This window comes from Paenibacillus sp. 1-18, from assembly GCF_000520755.1.
GTDB lineage: Bacteria > Bacillota > Bacilli > Paenibacillales > Paenibacillaceae > Paenibacillus > Paenibacillus brasilensis.
On record NZ_ASSB01000070.1, the window covers coordinates 1 to 20,259 of the forward strand.

General features: G+C 43.8%; 18 protein-coding genes and 7 pseudogenes. 19 read left to right on the forward strand and 6 right to left on the reverse strand.

What is annotated here, in order from left to right; genetic code table 11:
* The 8 genes from L693_RS0104930 to glnA form a co-directional block, all read left to right on the forward strand.
* A partial coding sequence (locus tag L693_RS0104930; protein WP_025716321.1) for a PBP1A family penicillin-binding protein occupies positions 1-2,496 on the forward strand: 2,496 nt, incomplete at its 5' end.
* A 160-nt stretch (positions 2,497-2,656) separates the two neighbouring features.
* Positions 2,657-3,214 (forward strand): DUF402 domain-containing protein, encoded by a 558-nt coding sequence (locus L693_RS0104935; RefSeq protein ID WP_025716322.1) that lies wholly within the window; start codon positions 2,657-2,659, stop codon positions 3,212-3,214.
* Positions 3,211-3,906, forward strand: a complete 696-nt coding sequence (locus tag L693_RS0104940) for a YdcF family protein (protein ID WP_025716323.1) — start codon at positions 3,211-3,213, stop codon at positions 3,904-3,906. Before L693_RS0104935 ends, L693_RS0104940 begins: the two co-directional genes overlap by 4 nt.
* Before the next feature lie 115 nt (positions 3,907-4,021).
* On the forward strand, positions 4,022-5,005 hold the full coding sequence (locus L693_RS0104945; RefSeq protein ID WP_007430686.1) for an AAA family ATPase: 984 nt from the start codon (positions 4,022-4,024) through the stop codon (positions 5,003-5,005).
* 120 nt (positions 5,006-5,125) lie between these two features.
* Positions 5,126-6,412 (forward strand): GTPase HflX, encoded by a 1,287-nt coding sequence (hflX, locus tag L693_RS0104950; protein ID WP_025716324.1) that lies wholly within the window; start codon positions 5,126-5,128, stop codon positions 6,410-6,412.
* Positions 6,413-6,527: 115 nt separating this feature from the next.
* Positions 6,528-7,781, forward strand: a complete 1,254-nt coding sequence (locus tag L693_RS0104955; protein WP_025716325.1) for a methionine gamma-lyase family protein — start codon at positions 6,528-6,530, stop codon at positions 7,779-7,781.
* 83 nt (positions 7,782-7,864) lie between these two features.
* Positions 7,865-8,278, forward strand: a complete 414-nt coding sequence (locus L693_RS0104960) for a MerR family transcriptional regulator (RefSeq protein ID WP_007430683.1) — start codon at positions 7,865-7,867, stop codon at positions 8,276-8,278.
* An 84-nt stretch (positions 8,279-8,362) separates the two neighbouring features.
* Positions 8,363-9,691: a type I glutamate--ammonia ligase gene (gene glnA, locus L693_RS0104965; RefSeq protein ID WP_007430682.1), complete on the forward strand. Its 1,329-nt coding sequence runs from the start codon at positions 8,363-8,365 to the stop codon at positions 9,689-9,691.
* A gap of 141 nt (positions 9,692-9,832) precedes the next feature.
* Here the strand turns inward: glnA and L693_RS31045 are convergent, their stop codons facing one another.
* Positions 9,833-10,105, reverse strand: a complete 273-nt coding sequence (locus L693_RS31045; RefSeq protein ID WP_331281067.1) for a tyrosine-type recombinase/integrase — start codon at positions 10,103-10,105, stop codon at positions 9,833-9,835.
* A 435-nt stretch (positions 10,106-10,540) separates the two neighbouring features.
* On the opposite strand from L693_RS31045, the gene L693_RS0104975 reads away from it, so the two are divergent.
* Genes L693_RS0104975 through L693_RS0104985 form a run of 3 tightly spaced genes read left to right on the forward strand, consistent with a single transcriptional unit; the run spans position 10,541 to position 11,389 of the window.
* Positions 10,541-10,705: a helix-turn-helix domain-containing protein gene (locus L693_RS0104975; protein ID WP_049825056.1), complete on the forward strand. Its 165-nt coding sequence runs from the start codon at positions 10,541-10,543 to the stop codon at positions 10,703-10,705.
* Positions 10,706-10,735: 30 nt separating this feature from the next.
* Positions 10,736-11,002 (forward strand): hypothetical protein, encoded by a 267-nt coding sequence (locus tag L693_RS0104980; protein WP_025716326.1) that lies wholly within the window; start codon positions 10,736-10,738, stop codon positions 11,000-11,002.
* A gap of 12 nt (positions 11,003-11,014) precedes the next feature.
* The gene (locus L693_RS0104985; protein WP_155983765.1) at positions 11,015-11,389 is read left to right on the forward strand and encodes a hypothetical protein; all 375 of its coding nucleotides are present in this window, start codon (positions 11,015-11,017) and stop codon (positions 11,387-11,389) included.
* Between the two features lie 130 nt (positions 11,390-11,519).
* Here the strand turns inward: L693_RS0104985 and L693_RS27660 are convergent, their stop codons facing one another.
* A complete protein-coding gene (locus L693_RS27660; RefSeq protein ID WP_197029829.1) occupies positions 11,520-11,768 on the reverse strand; it encodes a DUF2513 domain-containing protein in 249 nt (82 codons plus the stop codon).
* Between the two features lie 85 nt (positions 11,769-11,853).
* Here L693_RS27660 and L693_RS27665 point away from each other — a divergent pair.
* Positions 11,854-12,703 (forward strand): annotated as a pseudogene (locus tag L693_RS27665) (ParB N-terminal domain-containing protein).
* A gap of 16 nt (positions 12,704-12,719) precedes the next feature.
* On the opposite strand, the gene L693_RS0105010 reads toward L693_RS27665, so the two are convergent.
* Positions 12,720-12,944, reverse strand: a complete 225-nt coding sequence (locus L693_RS0105010) for a DUF6199 family natural product biosynthesis protein (RefSeq protein WP_025716331.1) — start codon at positions 12,942-12,944, stop codon at positions 12,720-12,722.
* 112 nt (positions 12,945-13,056) lie between these two features.
* Here L693_RS0105010 and L693_RS27670 point away from each other — a divergent pair, with 112 nt between their 5' ends.
* Together L693_RS27670 and L693_RS0105015 are read left to right on the forward strand one after the other, a co-directional pair.
* A complete protein-coding gene (locus tag L693_RS27670; protein WP_049825058.1) occupies positions 13,057-13,341 on the forward strand; it encodes a zinc-finger domain-containing protein in 285 nt (94 codons plus the stop codon).
* Positions 13,311-13,501: pseudogene (locus L693_RS0105015) on the forward strand (IS3 family transposase); the annotation flags it as partial. The gene L693_RS27670 and the pseudogene L693_RS0105015, both read left to right, overlap by 31 nt.
* A gap of 343 nt (positions 13,502-13,844) precedes the next feature.
* Here L693_RS0105015 and L693_RS0105025 read toward each other — a convergent pair.
* Complete coding sequence (locus tag L693_RS0105025) at positions 13,845-14,045, reverse strand: hypothetical protein (protein ID WP_025716333.1); 201 nt, start codon at positions 14,043-14,045, stop codon at positions 13,845-13,847.
* Between the two features lie 153 nt (positions 14,046-14,198).
* Here L693_RS0105025 and L693_RS31050 point away from each other — a divergent pair, with 153 nt between their 5' ends.
* From L693_RS31050 to L693_RS0105040, 3 genes and pseudogenes are all read left to right on the forward strand, one after another.
* Positions 14,199-14,411, forward strand: coding sequence for a hypothetical protein (locus L693_RS31050; protein ID WP_025716334.1), 213 nt, complete (start codon positions 14,199-14,201; stop codon positions 14,409-14,411).
* A 28-nt stretch (positions 14,412-14,439) separates the two neighbouring features.
* Positions 14,440-14,913 carry a GNAT family N-acetyltransferase gene (locus tag L693_RS0105035; RefSeq protein WP_025716335.1) on the forward strand — a complete coding sequence of 158 codons (474 nt, stop codon included), beginning with the start codon at positions 14,440-14,442 and terminating at the stop codon, positions 14,911-14,913.
* Between the two features lie 148 nt (positions 14,914-15,061).
* Positions 15,062-15,701 (forward strand): annotated as a pseudogene (locus tag L693_RS0105040) (hypothetical protein).
* 197 nt (positions 15,702-15,898) lie between these two features.
* Here L693_RS0105040 and L693_RS0105045 read toward each other — a convergent pair.
* Positions 15,899-17,108: pseudogene (locus L693_RS0105045) on the reverse strand (IS110 family transposase).
* Between the two features lie 318 nt (positions 17,109-17,426).
* Here L693_RS0105045 and L693_RS0105050 point away from each other — a divergent pair.
* Positions 17,427-17,791: pseudogene (locus L693_RS0105050) on the forward strand (cupin domain-containing protein).
* 192 nt (positions 17,792-17,983) lie between these two features.
* On the opposite strand, the pseudogene L693_RS0105055 reads toward L693_RS0105050, so the two are convergent.
* Positions 17,984-19,778 (reverse strand): annotated as a pseudogene (locus tag L693_RS0105055) (response regulator).
* 301 nt (positions 19,779-20,079) lie between these two features.
* Here L693_RS0105055 and L693_RS0105060 point away from each other — a divergent pair.
* Positions 20,080-20,259 (forward strand): annotated as a pseudogene (locus L693_RS0105060) (serine hydrolase domain-containing protein); the annotation flags it as partial.

Here is a 20,259-nt window from a genome sequence, read left to right on the forward strand (position 1 = left end):
GTCATGGTCAATGGCGAGCAGATTTACAAAGCCAACAAGGATAAAATTACAGTGAATGAGACATCGAAGGTGTATGATCGCAACAATGTGCTCATGGGTGAGCTGTCTGTACAAAAAAGCGATCCTGTCAAAAGTGAAGAAATTCCAGATTTGCTTAAAAAAGCTTTTGTGGCCACTGAGGATAAACGATTCTATGAGCATCAGGGTGTCGATATTTGGTCTATTGGGCGGGCGGCTGTTAAGGATATCGTAGCCCGTTCAGCAGTGGAGGGCGGTAGTACGCTGACCCAGCAGTTGGCCAAAAACCTGTTTCTGTCGCGTGACAAAACCTTTTTCCGTAAAGCGACCGAGGTATCCATTGCAATGGCGTTGGAGCGGAATTTGAATAAGGATCAAATTATTACGCTTTATTTGAACCGGATTTGGTTTGGACGCTCGTATTCAGGAATTAAAGCAGCGTCAGAAGGTTATTTTGGAGTGTCAGATTTAAATCAATTAAAGTTGTGGCAGATCGCTACATTGGCAGCTATTCCTAAAGGGCCTTCCAAATACAACCCGATCAGTAATCCGGAAAGCTCTAAGGCCCGGCGTGCGGTGGTTCTCCAGTTGATGTTCGAACAGGGAATGATTGGCAAGCAAGAGATGGAAGAGGCAAAGGCTGTAAATTACGATTACAAGCAGCCGGAAAAAGTGCAGAAGTATCAGAATTTTATGGAGTATGTGATGAATGAGGCAGAGGATGCTCTGCCAGGAGTTAGCGGAAATGATCTGATTACTGGGGGCTATAAAATTCATACAACCATGGATGCCCAGGCTCAAAATGCACTGGATCAGGCGATGGCGGATGATAATATGTTCGAAAAAAGTCCGGACGATCAGCCTGTTCAAGCCTCTATGGTGATTATCAACAACCAAACGGGCGGAATAGCCGCAATGGCACCCGGACGGGATTACAAAAAGGGAACCTTTAACCGCGCAACGCAAAGCCGTAGGCAGCCAGGCTCGGCCTTTAAACCTATTGCGGCGTATGCGCCTGCTCTTGAATCCGGCAAATTTACCATGGATACCCCTTTAAGCAATGAACGACAGAGTTTTAACGGGTACAGCCCGAAAAACTTGCACGGTTACTCATCGACCATCAGTATGACCGATGCGATTACAACTTCTGAAAATATTCCGCCAGTGTGGCTGCTGAACCAAATCGGCGTGGAAAAAGGGGTTCAATTCGCTGAAAGCCTGGGCATTCCGATGGATAAGAATGATCACTCGCTGGCTATTGCATTGGGTGGATTAAGCAAAGGGACCAATACCCTTGAAATGGCACAGGCGTATAGCGCTTTTGCCAATAAAGGACAATTCCAAAAGGCTTACTCCATTAAGCAAATCAACAATAGTGATGATCAAGTGGTTTATACTCACGAAGAGCAAACTAAACCTGTAATGAGTGAGAAAACGGCCTATGAAATGACACAAATGATGCAAAATGTAGTTAATAGCGGCACAGGACGCAAAGCGCGTATTGACTGGCCTGTAGCTGGTAAGACGGGTACGACCCAAAGTGGAATTAGCGGCAACAGTGGCAACCGGGACATCTGGTTTGTCGGTTATACACCAGAGTATACCGGAGCCGTATGGATGGGATATGACAAGCCGGATAGCAGGCATATGCTAAGAAACTACAGCGGACAATCTGCAGCCTTCTTTGGCAGGGTCATGAGTGAAGCTCTCAAAGGACATCCGGTTACGCAATTCTCCCAGCCGAAGGGATATGAACCGCCAGTCCAGGAGAAACCGACGGAGACTGTTCAGGCTACTGCCCCAAGCGGTTTGAACGGATCTTATAGTCAGGATACGCAAATTGTATCTCTATCCTGGACTGCAGCGACTGGAGATAATGTACAATACCGTGTGTATCGTAAAGGTAGCTCCGATGCAGGCTTTACGCCAATTATGGAGGCTATGAAAGGTACGAGCGGTGAAGATACCTCTCCTGTACCTGGAAATACGTATGAATATTATGTAGTCGCCTATGGGGCGGATGGTAAAGAATCCGAAGCTTCCAATACGATTCGTGTGGAAGTGCCTGCAGAGACGACCCCGGTAGATCCAAATCAGGGAACCGATCCAAATCAGGGGGAATCCTTACCGGACAACGGTGGAGTTACTGATGGCCAAAATGGCACGGATCAAGGAAATACAGTTCCTGGTGGTAATGATAACGGCACCGGCACGGATCAAACTCCAACGATTCCTGGGGACACCGGTGGAAATGGTACTGGGGGCACAGGCAATGGCGGCCCTGGTAACGGAAGTGATATGAACCAAGGGAATGGTCAGACAACTATACCGGATACAGGGACTACCAATAGTGATACGACGGTGAATCCGAATGATATTGGTACATCTACTACAGGAATCCCGGTGGACGGAAGTCAGGAAAACAATTCCAATGGCCATTCGAACTCCAATCGTGGGCATCGCAACCGAAATGATTAAGCTATGCTTGATGTAAGTTGACTTGTTTTAAGCTAAAGGTATTTTCGGACCGTTTTAAGGTCTGAGAATACCTTTTTTGTTGTAGCAAGATTATCTTTTTTGAGTGTAAAGTTTAAATATGGTAAGCTGGTTTTACCAATGTTGGAGAGGAACATCATTTATGAAGCGCAAATTCGGAGACCGGGCCAACTGGCGCAGAATAACGAATCGCAAGTTTGCTTGCCGGTATGTTGAAAGTGACGCGTTTACAGGATATGTGACCCTGTATACCATTTTGAGTCTCAAGGAGCCGTTATGGAAAAGCTACGGTGGTCATACGTTTTGCATAGCCGATAAAGGTTATTCCTGGCTGCAATATTATCCAAAAGGTGAGCATTATGTAGTGACGGCTATGTTTGACAATCGGGATCAGATTGTGGAATGGTACATTGATACCTGCCGAAATCAGGGTGTAACCGACCAGGGTGTGCCTTGGTTTGACGATTTGTATTTGGATGTCGTAGTGCTTAAAAATGGTGAAATCTTTTTGGTGGATGAGGATGAGCTTGAGGAAGCGTTGCAACGTGGTCATATTTCAACGCAAGAGGCAGAATTGGCTAATCGTACAGCGGCTGATGTACTGCGTCGGATAGATGCCCACATGTTCCCCTATTTTAAAATGTCATTGAAACACCGTGCAGAATGGTTTCACAACGGTGATTTCAAGAGGGATCGGTGAAGGTTTTGCAGTGGAATGGTAATATCGGGCCAAAACGCGCTGATCCTCCAAACAGGCTAAGAAGCTCGAGGAAAAGATTTATCCTACTCAAGCGCCTTGTGCTTTGCTTACTGATTGTTCTGCTGATCGGATTGGTATGGACAGGCGCCCAAGTTTGGAAAATGAATACAGCCGCCTCCACCAGTCCGCTTCAGCAAGCGCAAATCGGAATTGTGCTGGGGGCTTCCATGTGGGGAGCAGAGCCCAGCCCCGGATTAAAGGAGAGGCTGGAAGAAGCCTTGCGGCTATACCGCAACGGGACCGTAAAGCGTCTGATTGTAAGTGGAGGGCTGGATAAGCCCGATTTTCCATATACAGAGGCCGAAGGCATGCAACGCTATTTGGTAGATAGGGGTATCCCTGCCCAGCATATTGTACTGGAGAACCATGCGACCAGCACCTTTGAAAATCTGCTGTACAGCCAGCGAATTATGAATGAGTATGGCTGGACCTCGACTGTGATCATTACCCATAGCTATCATGGCCCTCGTGCGATGGAGATCGCTCAATTTTTGAATTTCGACCATCCTCAGCTGGCTTTGACGGAATCCAAAGTTCTGAACATGCCGCTTCATCAATCGAGAGAAGTACTGGCTCACGCTAAATGGACGCTGCAACGGTGGTGGACCAGCGCTCAAACTTGGCTGGCCTAAGCGGGCAGAAATGTCTTGTGTGTATTCCCGTTGCTTTTGTGCTAATAAGGACATGCCGGACCGAATACATTAATAGGGTAAGCTGTGCCTGAAGAAATGTTGAGGTGATGGATGCATGAACGGACGGGGAATCGCCGCGGGCAAGCGGTCGGAGGAGAGACCTTCCAGACAAATCAATGTCGTGCTGCGTAGCCCGGAGCCGACAGCTTCGGTGACTGTAGACGAGAAGGAAGCAGCAGCTTCAACCAAGTCGCAGGCGCTACCGCAGTATCTCAGTCTTTATCAGGAAATTCAGAAAGAACTCGATCATCTCGTTGGCTTGGATAACATCAAAGATCTGGTATTTGAAGTATATGCTTTTTTGCAAATTACCCATATGCGCACGGATGCGGGATTGCTGAGTAATGCACACGTATATCACATGATTTTCAAAGGGAATCCTGGTACGGGGAAAACGACGGTAGCCCGCATTATCGCTAAAATGCTGCAAAAAATGGGAGTGCTGAGCAAAGGTCATCTGATTGAGGTAGAAAGAGCTGATCTGGTAGGGGAGTATATTGGACACACTGCGCAAAAAACACGGGATTTGGTGAAGAAATCTCTCGGCGGGGTGCTTTTTATTGATGAGGCCTACAGTTTGGCACGCGGAGGGGAAAAGGATTTCGGCAAAGAAGCGATTGATACCCTGGTAAAGGCTATGGAAGACCAAAAAAATCAATTTATTCTGATTCTCGCTGGGTATTCGGGGGAAATGGACTTTTTTTTGCGAACAAATCCAGGTTTGCCTTCTCGCTTTCCGATCCAGTTGGATTTTCCTGACTATACCGTCGATCAGCTTATTCAAATCTCCGAGATGATGGCTAAGGAACGGGATTATATTCTTATGCCCCAATCTATACTCAAAATGAAGGAGCATTTGCTAAACGAGCGCAATGACAGTCTTCATGCATTCAGTAATGCACGTTATGTCCGTAACGTGATTGAAAAAGCAATTCGTCATCAGGCTGTCAGGCTGCTCAATCAGTACAGAAGCGGGCAGCCCGGAAAGCAGGAATTGATGACACTGCGTCCAGAGGATTTGAAATTGGACAAAAGATAGGCGATAATGGGAATCTGAATCTCTAAATCACATCGAATTGCACGACATTGAACGGGGCCGGCCTGAATATCAGGTCGGTCTCTGTTCGAGGGTTGATATGAAAATAAAGGAGCAAACAAAATGGCGAACTCCACTCATGATACACAAACCGAAATACAGGATAAGGCGGTACTGGTCAGTCTGATTACGGACGAAGTCAAACGTTCTGGCATCAATACGGAATATTCGCTGGATGAGCTGGTGAAGCTGGCTGAGACAGCGGGAGTTGAAGTGCTTAGCGTCCTGACCCAGAAAAAGGAGACGAAAGACTCCAAATGGTTTATTGGTAAAGGGAAAGTAGAGGAATTACGTGCGGTGGCCGAGGAACTCGGGGCAAATACAGCTATTTTTGACCAAGAGCTATCGGGGGCCCAGGTACGAAATCTGGAAGAAAGCCTGGATCTCAAAATTATTGATCGGACACAGCTTATTCTGGACATTTTTGCCCAGCGTGCGAAAACACGTGAAGGTATTATTCAGGTTGAACTGGCACAGCTGTCATATTTGCTGCCGCGTCTGTCTGGACATGGTAAAAACCTATCACGGCTGGGGGGCGGAATCGGAACGCGTGGTCCTGGTGAAAGCAAGCTGGAAACAGACCGTCGTCATATCCGCGACCGTATCAGTGATCTGAAACGTCAGCTGGAAGAGGTAACCCGACATCGCTATTTACACAGAGAGCGTAGACAGAAGAGTGGTATCGTGCAGGTAGCGCTGGTTGGCTATACTAATGCAGGTAAATCAACGCTGTTAAAGCAACTGACGGCAGCCGACGTATATATTGAAAACCAGCTGTTTGCAACGCTGGATCCTACCTCCAGAACGATGGAACTGCCAAGTGGCAAGGAGGTTATTCTTACAGATACGGTCGGATTTATTCAAAATCTGCCTCATGATTTGGTAGCTTCCTTCCGGGCTACTCTGGAGGAGGCTAATGAAGCTCATCTTATTTTACATGTCGTGGACGCCTCTTCGGACATGCGCGACGAACAGATGAAAGTTGTAGAGACGATCTTGCAGCAGCTGGGTGCTGCGGACAAGCCTCAGATTGTCTTGTTTAACAAAAAGGACGCTTGTACCCCTGAGCAATTGGAAATGCTTCCTTCAGGGGAAGGCTATTTGAAAATCAGCTCCTTCGATGAAGGAGATTTGCTGCGTATCCGTGAGCTGGTTCAAGAGCATTTGAGTGGAGATACACTGAGATTCCGCATTCCTGCGGGACGTGGCGACCTGACATCGGTGCTGTACCGAATCGGAGACGTGCTGCTGACAGAGTATGACGGTAATGATGTCATATATGAGGTGGAAATTCAAAGAGGCGAATATGAAAAGTATGGTCATGCGCTTAGCGAGTTCACAGAAGCTTAACATCTGATGACGTTTTTGGCTCAATGAATGATTAGAATGGATCATCGTTCAAAGCGAGCAGTAATATAACAATAATAGCCTAAGTCTGGGTAAGAGAGAGGGTCAAGCAGGTAAAATGGTAGTTTTTAGTCCGGAAATTCAGCAAATTCAGGAATCGGTAGAACGAAAAATACAGGAACGTATACAGCACATAGATTATATCGTTGATGCAAATCAGTGGAAGGTTATTCAGTCTTTCCAGCGGAAGCAAGTGAGTGATTTTCATTTTGCAGGTTCTACGGGATATGCCTACAATGACCGGGGCCGTGAGGTGCTGGAAGAGGTTTATGCCGATGTATTCGGTGCGGAAGCAGCGTTGGTGCGTCCTCATTTTGCCTCAGGAACCCATACGATCGCCACAGCTTTATTTGGTGTGTTGCGTCCGGGGGATGAACTGTTGTATATCACCGGGCGGCCTTATGATACGCTGCACAAGGTGATTGGCAAGCCTGGCGATGGAACAGGGTCATTACAGGATTTTGGTGTTGCTTATGGAGAAACAGCCTTAACAGTAGAAGGCAAAGTGGATTGGGAAGCGGTGGAGGCTGCAATTCATGCCAATACCAAGGTGATCGGTATCCAGCGTTCGCGCGGTTATGATTGGAGAGCTTCCTTTAGTGTAGCCGATATCAAGGAAATGACAGCGCGTGTAAAGGCGATAAAACCTGACGTCATTGTCTTTGTAGACAATTGCTATGGCGAATTTACCGAAAAGCTGGAGCCTACCCAGGTCGGTGTCGATTTGATGGCAGGTTCGCTGATTAAAAATCCCGGTGGCGGTATTGCCGAAACGGGTGGCTATATCTGCGGTAAACAAGAGTATGTAGAGCTGGCAGCCTATCGACTAACAGCACCTGGAATTGGTGGAGAAGTAGGAGCGATGCTGGGCACCACAAGAGGTATTTTTCAGGGCTTATTCCTTTCTCCAACACTGGTTGGGCAGGCGGTTAAAGGCAGTGTATTTGCAGCTGCGGTTTTTGAAGAAATGGGCTTTGAGACTAAGCCCGCTTGGCATGAGGAGCGCACAGATTTGATTCAGGCAATCTCTTTTAGCGGACCAGAGCATCTCATCGCTTTTGTGCAGGGAATTCAGCGTGCTGCCGCTGTGGATAGCCATGTGGTACCTGAGCCGTGGGATATGCCAGGCTATGAGCATCCGGTTATCATGGCGGCCGGTACCTTTATACAAGGGGGAAGTCTGGAATTATCCGCAGATGCACCGATTCGTGAACCCTATATTGGTTACATGCAAGGGGGCTTAACCTACTCTCATGTGAAATATGGAGTACTTATGGCCCTGCAAACAATGAAAGAACGTAAATTATTGTGAGTTTTTCTAACATGTCATTGACACTTTGCATCAGCTAAATGTACAATAAGGTGAATAAAAGATCACTGGAAGGTTGATGACAAATGGGCGACGAAATTCGCAGAAATATGGCCTTGTTTCCAATAGGTATTGTCATGAAGCTAACGGACTTGTCAGCACGTCAGATTCGTTATTATGAACAGCATAACTTGATAGTTCCTGCCCGTACATCGGGTAACCAACGTCTTTTTTCTTTTAATGACGTAGAGCGATTGCTTGAAATCAAGGCGTTGATTGAAAAGGGTGTTAACATTGCGGGAATTAAACAAGTCATGAATCCGGTTACCAAAGAATCGGAGGAGGCTACGGTTATTACGGCAGACACGGAAGTCAAACGCCGTGAAATGTCCGATACTCAGCTTCACCGCTTGCTGAAGCAACAGCTTGTGGCAGGCAAAAGACCGGGACAGGTATCCCTGATTCAAGGTGAATTATCACGTTTTTTCAATAAAAGATAATGCTATATCTTGCATCTTGAACTTATCATTTAAGAAATTTATGGAATAGCTGAATACTGTCGCTACAGAAAGGGAGAGGTTAGTGTGAGTTACACCAGAGAAGATATCCTTCGGATTGCGAAAGAAGAAAATGTTCGCTTTATTCGTTTGCAGTTTACAGACTTGCTGGGCACAATTAAAAACGTTGAAATTCCGGTTAGCCAACTCGAAAAAGCATTGGATAACAAAATGATGTTTGACGGTTCTTCCATTGAAGGTTATGTGCGTATCGAGGAATCTGACATGTACTTATATCCAGATTTGGACACCTGGGTTGTGTTCCCTTGGGTAACTTCAGATCGTGTAGCTCGCTTGATCTGTGATATTTACAAGCCTGATGGAGTTCCATTTGCAGGTGACCCACGCGGTATTTTGAAACGTGTACTTAAGGAAGCGGAAGAGTTGGGATATACTTCGATGAATGTTGGACCTGAACCGGAATTCTTCCTGTTTAAAACAGATGAAAAAGGCGAGCCGACCACAGAACTGAATGACCAAGGCGGATATTTTGACCTGGCACCGATGGATCTGGGCGAAAACTGCCGTCGTGAAATTGTTCTTAAGCTTGAAGAAATGGGCTTCGAAATTGAAGCATCCCACCATGAGGTTGCACCTGGTCAGCATGAAATTGATTTTAAATATGCGGATGCAATCAAAGCTGCCGATCAGATTCAAACGTTCAAGCTTGTTGTCAAGACGATTGCGCGTCAGCATGGTCTGCATGCTACCTTTATGCCAAAACCATTGTTTGGTGTGAATGGCTCCGGTATGCACTGTAATCAGTCGTTGTTCAAGGAAAATGAGAATGTATTTTATGATGAAACGGACGAACTCGGATTGAGTCAAACAGCCCGCCACTATATGGCTGGGATTCTCAAGCACGCACGTGCAATGGCCGCAATCACGAATCCAACAGTGAATTCATATAAGCGTCTTGTACCAGGTTATGAAGCGCCTTGTTACGTTGCCTGGTCTGCAAGTAACCGCAGTCCGATGATTCGGATTCCTGCATCTCGTGGCCTGAGTACACGTGTCGAGGTTCGTAACCCTGATCCGGCTGCAAATCCTTATTTGGCCTTGGCTGTGATGCTGAGAGCTGGTTTGGATGGCATCAAGCGCCAGTTGCCTCTGCCAGCTCCGATTGACCGTAACATCTATGTTATGTCCGAGGAAGAGCGTATCGAAGAAGGCATTCCAAGCCTGCCCGCAGACTTGAAGGAAGCTTTGTCTGAGCTCATTCGGAGCGAAGTTATCTCCGATGCACTGGGCGACCATGCTCTGGCTTACTTTTACGAGCTTAAAGAAATTGAATGGGACATGTATCGCACACAGGTTCACCAGTGGGAACGTGATCAATATCTGACGCTTTATTAATAGATTAAACCCTGTACAGACGCGGTTTTTTAGGGGTTGTAATGGGGGACATTTCAGAGGAGGGTATCAATTCTTCTGAGGCGTCCCCCGACTTTAAATTGTTTGAACCGAGAGTATTGGCTGTGTACTCCTCATACCTATCTATGTTACGTTTTCTAACTTTTTAGAAGTGTGTGCGTATACATCAGATGTAATTTGTACACTACCATGACCAAGTTGCTCCTGGACAAACTTTATATCAGCTCCAGCTTCAAGCATGAGAACTGCGTAGGTGTGACGAAGAGAGTGGATACGTAAACCTTCATCCAGGCAAGCACGTTTCAAGATACGTTTAAATGTGTTAAATAGTGTTGACTTCGGCATAGGACGCCCGTCATTCCGGTATAGAATGAGATTTAAATCATGTCGGTACATTGTTTCCCCGAATAGCTCGTCCTCGTTATCAGCTTGGAAATCCAAAGTTTCATCAATTTGGATTTTTTCTCCTTAAAATTAATATCAGACCACTTCAAAGCAGCGGCTTCACCTTTACGCATGTTGTTTCCTCTTTCCCTTAATGATTGATCCTATACAAGGATTACGTTCTAACTTTCCCTGAATTACTGCGAGCTCTAAAGCACCGTAAACTGTTGAGTTAATTATTTCAACTGTTCTCCGGCTTAAGCCTCTCGCTAAACAAGCATCTAGAAATTTTTGGTACATATCTGGTTTTAAATCTTTTATCATTAATTACTTAAAATAAGGCTTGATGTGTGTTTTTAGATATTCTCATGTTGTTTACGTGTGTTTTTTCGAACCGCCCCTTCTTTATAGTTGCTGATCCAACTTTGTATATAATCAACGAGAGGCATGATTGATCAAAAGGGTTGGACGATCTATCGACTCTCTAAAGAATGTGGAGTAACAGTATCTGCGTTGTACAACATCGGCAAGAAAAAACAAGGGCCTTATGCTGAAACTCTGGTAAAACTTGCTGATGCACTTGGATGCACTGTTGATGAGCTGATTCGGTAGGTAACACGGACTCTAAGGAAGGAGAAATTCATGTTATCCATCAACATTGATGAAAAGCAAGTTCGCGAGTTATTAAAAGCGAAAATTGCCGAATTTTTAAAGGAAGCTGATGCCGAGTATGTATTCTGGGATGCTTCAGAATTAAAACGACGTACTTGCATGAGTTGGAACTTTATACAAGAACAATTCTTTTTTGACCCTAGATTTTCAAAAAGGAAAGTGGGGAGTAAATGGTACTTTCCTGCCAAGGAAACCCGTGAATTCTTGGGAAAATGGCTGTTAGAACAGCCTAAATAATAAATGGTCTGGATGGAAGATGAAGACAATGAACAAGCATTGCATTGTAACAAACAATACATGACTAAACCAAACATAGATAAGTTGTCTAAAGATGAATCGGACAGCAAAAAGGCCACCACAACAATGACGGCCGACCAAAATGGAATTAAAGGAGTTGATTTTATTGTCTTTTTACCATCATCCCGTAAAGAGAGAGAACGCAACAACCCGTGTTACTGTAACAGGGTATTCAATCAATCAACCGAAAAATTTGAAACCTCGTCAAAAATGATCGAAAGCAAATTAACAATTGAGTTGGATTTTCATAGTAATGATTTCATCCCAGCCCAATATGAGGCGTTCTTGAACAAGTTTCAATATTTCTTAAATGATAACTATCAATAGCCCATCTGCTTCTTAATAATTTGAGAGATCACATTTGAAGCAATGCTGGAAAGCATGGAAATTGAAACGCTGGAGAATTTACTTGCAATGTCTTTTGATTTTTTCCATACACCATTGTCTCGGATGTTGTCTAAGAATGGTGGCCTTCCCAAGTCAGGCTTGAGATATAAAAATTGTGCACCTCATCGCCAGCATGTTGGACTTGGGCGTTAATATAATTTGCTTCAATTAATCTTTGGGTTGTATAAATTATTTCTTCAAGTGAGTATTGATCAGTAAAAGAAATGTTATCGAATGTGTGTTTAGTTACTTCCTTGCCAAATGGTTCAGATTCTACGGCTAAAAGTAAATTTCTTATGCAGTCTTTGTTCAGCTTCATAATCACTTGTCCTTTCATTGTAATTTATTGCTACTTTAAAAGCTTCGGTACAAGGAAATAAAAACCTTTAGAAAGGAGAATCGACTTGGAAATTGACATTAACAAAATCAAAGTCAGTGATCGTATCCGCAAGGACTTTGGCGGAATAGAAGAACTGGCACGAGACATAGAACAAAACGGCCTTATTAATCCTATTGTAGTAACACCAGATTTTCAGCTTATCGCCGGTGAGCGGCGCTTAAGAGCACATCAGTTCCTCGACCGCAAAGAGGTAACGGTAAGGGTCATGGAGATCAAGGATTATGAACACCAGCTACAGCTTGAGATCAGCGAGAACGAACATCGTAAGGAGTTCAACATTCAGCTAACGAGTCGAGTGGGCTAGACGGCTTGAGGAAGTCGAGCGAATAAAAGCAAAGGAACGGATGGCTGGAGGGAAGGAAAATACACCTGACCAGCCTACCGGACAAGTCAAGCAAAAAGAGAAAGAGGCTGAAAATCAACTCAAACAACGCGATGAATACTGGAAAAACAAACTCAATGATGATTTGGAAAAAGAACGTTTAAAAGTTGAACAATTGAAGAGTGGCTACCAGAGAGCTAAAGAAGAACTGGAGGCTATCAAGCTTCAATAACCTGATGATTTCAATGATCAGCAGGCCGCAGCACAAATGAAGAAGCTCCGATTCGAGGCAGATAGCAACACGATTCAGGTAAGCATCCATGTGAAGAAAAAGGAACATCTGGAATCTATAAAACCAGTTATGGAGCTGATTACTACAGCGGCAGGCCGATCTTTGAAGGTTAAGGAAGTGCGCTTGCTGGAAGCTATGCATGAAAAACAGATTTCTGTATTTGAGAGCATGCTAAATGATATTTTAGGGGCTTCAGCTAAACAGCAAGTGCCTTTTGGATATGGGTATTTTGATGATTAATAAAGGGTATTGGATCTTACAGGAATATAACCAAAAGTCCACAGGCTAAAAAGAAAGAGCCAGTGAGTATTGATACAGAGCCTCTAAATTTCATGTCATTAATGTAAGCATCACTTGGTTCTGAGTCACCTTTGATCTTCCAGGCTTCATTTGCACGCCATCCCCAAGTGGGATTTCGTTTACTTAAAATACCAAGCGCGAAGAAAATAATTGCAAAAAGTATAAGTACGAAACCAAGCATTTTATCAACTCCTTTAAATAAATTATACCAAAAAATAACGATGGAAAGTATAGCCCCCAAGGACAGAGAGGACATAACACAGCTTTGGGGATAAGAAGGAGGGGACAGCAGGGTGAACCGGATAGACGCAGTTACAGCAATTGGTGATCTACTGGAGCAAAAATGTTCAAATTGCCAAACACGGGACGAATTTAATTGGAAGTATGGCAGTGTTACATCCAAGCTGGACAAGCATTGCAAAATCAACTGTCCTGTAGGTCGCCAATTACAAGACTATGGAAAGCAGCTCGGCAGAAAGGGCGATGAACATGGAACGGATTATCTAGGTCGCCGGGGTAAATCGGAAGCACCTTGCGGAGCAGGCCAGCTGTGGCTGAAGCCACCTACAAGATCATGAAAACAGAGTTTGTGAACCAGATGAACTTCCAGAGCCTTCGTCACTTGGAACTCGAACTATACGATTACGTCAACGGGTTCAACAAGCATCGCATCCATGGAACCTTAGACTATATACGCCTGTTCAGTATCGCCAAGAAGCCCTTAAAAAAGTTGTCTGATTTACTGTTGACAATCCAGGTTGGATGAAGTTGTTTCTGGTCGCTTAAAGGTAACGGTATGGGATGGAGGCGGTAAAGGTGAGTGAACGGATATATAAGTTGCAAAAAGGCGATCAGGTTATAACCACGGTTGCTATGAAGCCCGTAAGGAGAAGTACAGGGAAAAGGTTTGGACAGTAGAATCCGAGCCTTGGGACTTGTGTGGTTCGGAGGTTGTGCGGCTTGAAGGGTACGGCGGAGGATTTGCTACGGAATATTTGAAGAGGGGTGAGACGTAACAGCCTTTACCCCCGTACTCTAAATCCCTTCAGATTTATAAAACTACTTGCAATTACCAATTCAATTATAACTGAGAGAGGTATTCTATACCTTCTGTAATTATAAAAAATCCCAAAACGATAAATATAAAGTAAGCAAAAAAGGTTAGAGCTTTTAGTGTCGTTTTTGGGATTCTTTTTTTTGCTTCTGGATCACGAGTGATTATAAAAGCTCTAAATGCAGCGTAAAGCGGAATACACATAAGAAGTACGGTTACAAAGTCCATTTTTTTCTCCTAATTTTTTGAATTTAATTTTATCAGATTTAATTGAGGTTAACAATATGTTAAGCGAAGCGCCAGCCAAATGTAAAGTCAAAATGGAGCGCATAAAGAACAACCCCCTATGGTGAAGGTGTAGGGGAGTAACACCCTCATGCTTTGAGACGTGCAATAGAGGCTGAATCCCTTATACAACAAAAGGATGCAGAGTCAGCCGCGATTAAAAGCATGCTACTTGATGCGATTGGTTGCCTGACCATGTTCGGAAATGAAAAATGCGAAGAACAGGCCCGGAGGATTGCTCGGAATCTTAGAAAATTAACGAATGTGCAATCTGAACATGCGTCAGGAGACATTCTTGGTGTAGCATAAAAATACTAAATTAAGGAGGGGACATCTATTGTTTGTTCGAAAATTCTATGAGACGGATATTGACCAGATTATCACTCTATTTTATGAGACAGTACATGAAATAAATAAGCATGATTACACCAAAGAGCAACTTGATGCTTGGGCTAACAGAGCAGAGTTGAGTCAGAAGAGAGAGGCTTGGTTGAAGGGCCTAAGTTCTAATATTTCATATGTAGTGGAAATGGATAATCGTATCGCGGGTTTCTCAGATATGAATCGGGATGGTTATCTTGATAGACTATTTGTCCATAAAGATTATCAAGGTCAGGGTATTGCATCGGCGCTGGTGAGTACTCTTGAATCTGAGGCAAAAAAATTATGTCTCGTTGATATAGACACAAATGCAAGCATCACTGCCAAATTATTTTTTGAAAGAAAAGGGTACAGAGTATTAAAATCGCAAATTGTTGAGCGTAATGGTGTTCAGCTAATAAATTACAGAATGAAGAAATGTTTGCGCTAGGGTGACGATGGACCGACTTATTTTAGGGAATATGTATATTGGGATAATAACTTTTAAAATTGTAGATTCAATCACTCTTATATACTATTTGATGTTGCAAGAATAACGAAAATTAATAATTAGATTTTCTTTGAAGGGATGAACGTTTATGGAACATACTCAGTCTGTAATTTTGCGCGCTCATTCTGATGAAGACTCATCTGATACACATAAGATAATTCAAGTAAACTTCTTTGACGATGTAGATGCAGTAGATATAAGAAAAACAAAGTGGCTGCTAAACAAATATACTGACTTAATTGATGTAATCAAAAACTATGAATACTCACTTCAACAGTTGGAAAACGGTATGGCTGCATATGATTTGCTTTCGGCAGAAGGATCAGTTGCGAAGCGAGTTTCTGGTCAAGAACTGACAGCAGATGTGACAGCCAACGCCGTTCTACTAAAAGACCAGCGCCATATTAATTATAAATTTTATCAATTCCTCACGAATAATATTAAATTTGCAATAAATAATATGCGTGATAAGCACGAGGGATTGATAGCGAAGCTGTTATTTTTGGATGGATGAAATACCTCAAAGCTCAACAATATTTGGAAAAAGGTATCGTAAGGACATTCCACCTATCTCGGCAACTACATTTGCAGATAAACGGCGCAGGGCTATTGTTAACATAGCAAATAGCCTAAAAACAAACCGAACATTGGATTTTGTCACCATCGACTATGAACGGGGGCGCAACAAGGAAGGTGAAATTGGACTCAGGATGACAGAAGTAAATTAGACCGTAAGGGCTTAAGCCTTTGCGGTCTTTATTGTAGGTGTCTAAAGTTCTAGATTGAAAAATAAAGTAATAGTCTTGACGATGCTTCATTAAGCTATACCAGCTAATAGCTTGTCAACATTTCCAGCAAAACAACTCGAGAGCTTGTGTTATATTTATTAATCCAAGTTTAAATGGAAAATTATACCATAAGTTTGCTATACCGAACGGAACGATTTCTTACTTTTTAAAATGGCATACAACCAATGAACTCGCTTATTCGCGCATGCTACTAATGCCACTTTGTGAGGTTTTCCTTCAGCTCTTTTGCGTTCATAGAATTCTTTAATTCGAGTGTTGCGAGATCGGATCAGGCCACACTGTACCGCTATAACAAGTGCGTACCGAAACTGCAAGGAACCACGTTTGGTGATTCGATTCCAAGTTGCTGTAAACTTACCTGAAGCAAAAACACTGGGGTCTATGCCTGCAAAGGCAACCAGTTTCTTTGGATGGTCAAATCGGTCGACTTCCCCAATTTCCGATAAAATTGTTGCAGCAATTTTAGGGCCAATACCGGGAATCGACTGGATTAAATCATACTCTTCAATCTCAGTAGCCAGGGCATCTATGGTCTGTTCCAACATAGCAAGGTACTCCTGGTACTGAAGAATAAGGCTGATTAAAATCTTAAGATTGATGAGGTGGCTCTCATACATGGTCTCCCGAAATGGGTTTTGTTTTACAGCCTCGATCAATCGTTGAACTCGTTCATTCATCCACTTCTCAGATCGCCCTCGTTTTGAAGATAGAAGAGCATGAATGGTCATTTTGAGTGTCTCTTCACTAACTTCTAGAACCGAGGATGAGGTCGGAAACTCATGTAGGAAGCGAAGAGATACGTTAGAATACATAGCCCCAAAAACACCTCTATACGCTGGGAAAACCTGATCCAAAACAGCTTGGAATTGCAGTTTCGTCTGCACGCACATCTTAGAGAAGGACTCATGTTGTCGCGTCAGATACCGCATATTGAGCAGTTGGACACCTCTTTTTTTGATGGGTTCGAATTCCTCACTATAGTACAGTTCGCCGAGAAGAAAAGCGTCGGCAGCATCATGTTTTCACTTTACGAAGATTTGTTTTTCGAAACCGATTAGAAATGAGCGGATTGATTACGATAAATACATAGTGATGTTCCTCTAGAAATTGAACGACAGGGCTTTGATAGTGCCCGGTTGCTTCCAGAATTATTGTAGGCCGATGACCTGATTCACGTTCGATGTCCTGAATAACTTGAAGCAATATCTCAAGCCCATCCCGTGTATGTTGGAAATAGAAAATCCCTTGGTATGGTTTTCCTCGTTCTAAGAAAGCTTGTCCGTGGCTTTCTTCTTTAGATATGTCTAGCCCGATAACAGGATTCATTTTATCTCTCCTCGAAATCAATTAACCGGTAGCCCCAACGAACTCCTTGTCGCTCCACAGCATCGCATGTGATACGGGATCGATGTCCCAACCAGCCTCAATCATGGTCATGACAAGTAGGGGTGAACATTATAGCGCTCGAGATCTGGTTCCACGGGCAGGTACGTTCGACCCGGCTACCCTTAATCCTCGAAGTTAATGCAAAAAGGATCAGCCAGAAAGAATTGGTTGATCTCATAATACGAACGGGCAGGATAGTTACCAACAAACCAAGTCAATAATATGATATATTGAATATCAAAAAAAGGAGTAATTATAATTAATTACCAATCTATTTATCTGAATGAGAAATTATCTAAGTTCAATGAACATTGGTCTCCGAAAGTCATTGGTGAAATGAATGACTATCAATTTAAATTGGTCAAGATAGATAGGGATTTTGTATGGCACGATCATCAAGATACCGACGAGGTGTTTATCGTGCTCGAAGGGGAGATGTTCATTGATTTCCGCGATGGCCAAGTAAAGATTTCCCAAGGAGAGATGTTTATTGTACCAAGGGTGCCGAACACAAAACTTTCGCTAACCAGGAGTGTCATATCATGTTGGTAGAGCCCAGGGAAGTAGTAAACACTGGCGAGACTGAGTCAGAATTAACTGCAGTCAATGATATTTGGATCTAATGCATTTAGCTTCAGTTCGATTACATCGCTAAAGTAACGGGACACGATAGTTCAACTTCACTTGCTGCTATGACGAGAACCGGATTCCCCTGTAAAGGTCCGGTTTTTTTCTGCAACGTATTGCTTAGCATACGATTTTTCCGTTTCGTGAGGTGACCCCTATATCGTGAGTACCATCGGGAAATTCTTTAGCTACACGATATTCTTCATTCGCGCCATTTCTATTGCTTCTTCGCGGTTGTTGACGCCGAGTTTCGAGTAGAGAATCGAGCAGTAATTGCGGATCGTTCCCTCCGATAAAAATAGCTTGGCGGCGATCAATTTGTAGCGCAGTCCGCTCGACAGATGCTCCAGAATCTCCATCTCGCGTTTCGTAAGCCCGTACGGATAGTTTCCCTGACTTGAACCGATTTTCTCCAACTGCTCACGTTGACGCTTCATCTCTTCGAAAACTCGCGTAGCGACCGATTGGTCGATCCAGGTTCCTCCATTATAAATAAGTTTCAAGGCTTCCTTCATCTCCCGCGGATGAATCGACTTCAGCATGTAGCCTTCTGCCCCGCGCTCCAATGCAGTTGCTGCCTGCAAGGAATCCTCAAACGTTGTCATGAACACAACCTTCATATCAGGCCATCGTTGTTTCATCTCAAGTAAAGCTTCAATCCCGCCCATTCCCTGCATACGAATATCCATTAGCACGATATCTGGTTGGGAGCGATCACAATGTTCTAATGCTTCGCGCCCGTCCCCGGCTGTACCAACGACGTTAAAATCAGCATGCTGATCAAAAATTTGCTTCAAGCTGTCGGTAATGATCACCTGGTCATCAACGATCAGCAGGCGGATTGCATCATGTACGGGCTCTGTCTGCAACGGAATATTACATATGACGAAAGTTCCTTGTCCTGGCTCGGAATGCACGGACACCGTGCCATGAAATAGTTCAAGTCGTTCCTTCATTCCATTGAGCCCAAATCCAAATTGGATTTCTTCCATTCCGATGCCATTATCTTCGATCTGTAATCGAAGCTGCTGACTATTGAAATGTAACTGAACGAATATCACGCTCGCCTTGCCGTGCCGAACCACGTTGGTTAGAGACTCTTGAAGGCAACGATATAAACAAATGTTTATTTTCTGCATAACGAGAGTCTCACTGCCGATCACACGGAATTTGACCGTTATACCTGTTGACTTCATAAAATCTTCAGTTAATTGCCGCAGCGATTCACTTAACGAATGGTTCAACGGAGTATGAGAGAGCTGATGCAGATGCTTTCGGATATCAACCAGACTGTGTTGGGCAATTCCGACAAGCGAATCGATCCTCTCTATTTGCGCATCTGGTACGGACGATCGCAGTGATTCGACGCCGACGATGAGCGAGGTAAGCGTATGGCCAATCGTGTCATTCAGCTCATGTGACAGCCGGCTGCGCTCCTCCATCAGCGTAAGTTCCTCAATCCGCTTAATATGCTGCTCCAGCAACAGCTTTTGCTCTTGAATAATTCGGCCTTGCTTATGGGACTGAATTAAAATATTAAACGCGAAGCCGATGGCAAAACCAAGGCTGCAGCTAACGATAAGCTCATACGGGAGACGATCAGCAATCCAACTGTTCAATACTGGGAATACGATTCCGCTAAGGATACCTGTCCACACATAGGTTCTTCGACTGCTCGTCAAGCCGATAGTTATCACGAGTAAAACAAAAGACCAAAGCAATCCCGGGGCTACGCAGGCTAAATAAAGATAAAAAAAGCCCGTTACCGTAACTTCGATTGTGAGATACCAGTCTTCTTTCCTATAGAGGATGATTAATGGAACGAGATAAACGACGAAAGCAAGAGAAAGTACAACCAAAAGCGACACAACGGTTAATGACGGATCGACAAAACCAGCGCTTGCGATAATGACCAGCCAAAAGCGTTCGTATGGCCACAAGTATCCAATCATACCAGACCCTTTTTTTCATTATCGAGAACACGAATTACACACACCTTCTTCTATTTTTTTGCAAACCAATTTCCGAATGATTCAGACCTATCATGCAATATAACTTCCCGATCCGTCAAGCGAAAGAGGGTGGGGTAACAGCGGTTAGAACGTAGCTTAGCAAGCACGTCATATAAGACAGTTGACAGTTTGTCATGCGGTATATGTGACAGGTGCCAAGTACGGTGTCATCAAAAGCTTGGCGGTTTTATCACTGTTCGATTTAACAATATCGGAGGTAAGGTGAGGGGGTAAAGCAGAACAACATACTAAAATAATAGGAGCGATGCGTTATGAAATCATTCACCATTCGAAAAGGAGTTACACTTACTTTAATAGCTATATTGGCGGGTACACTGGCTTATGGAACTGTCCACGCAGAGGGTCAGACGGCAACTTATCAAGCTATTGATAAAGCTGCCACTACCGACAATATTTTATCGTCGGAATCCGCAAAAGAACCCAACGAGAAA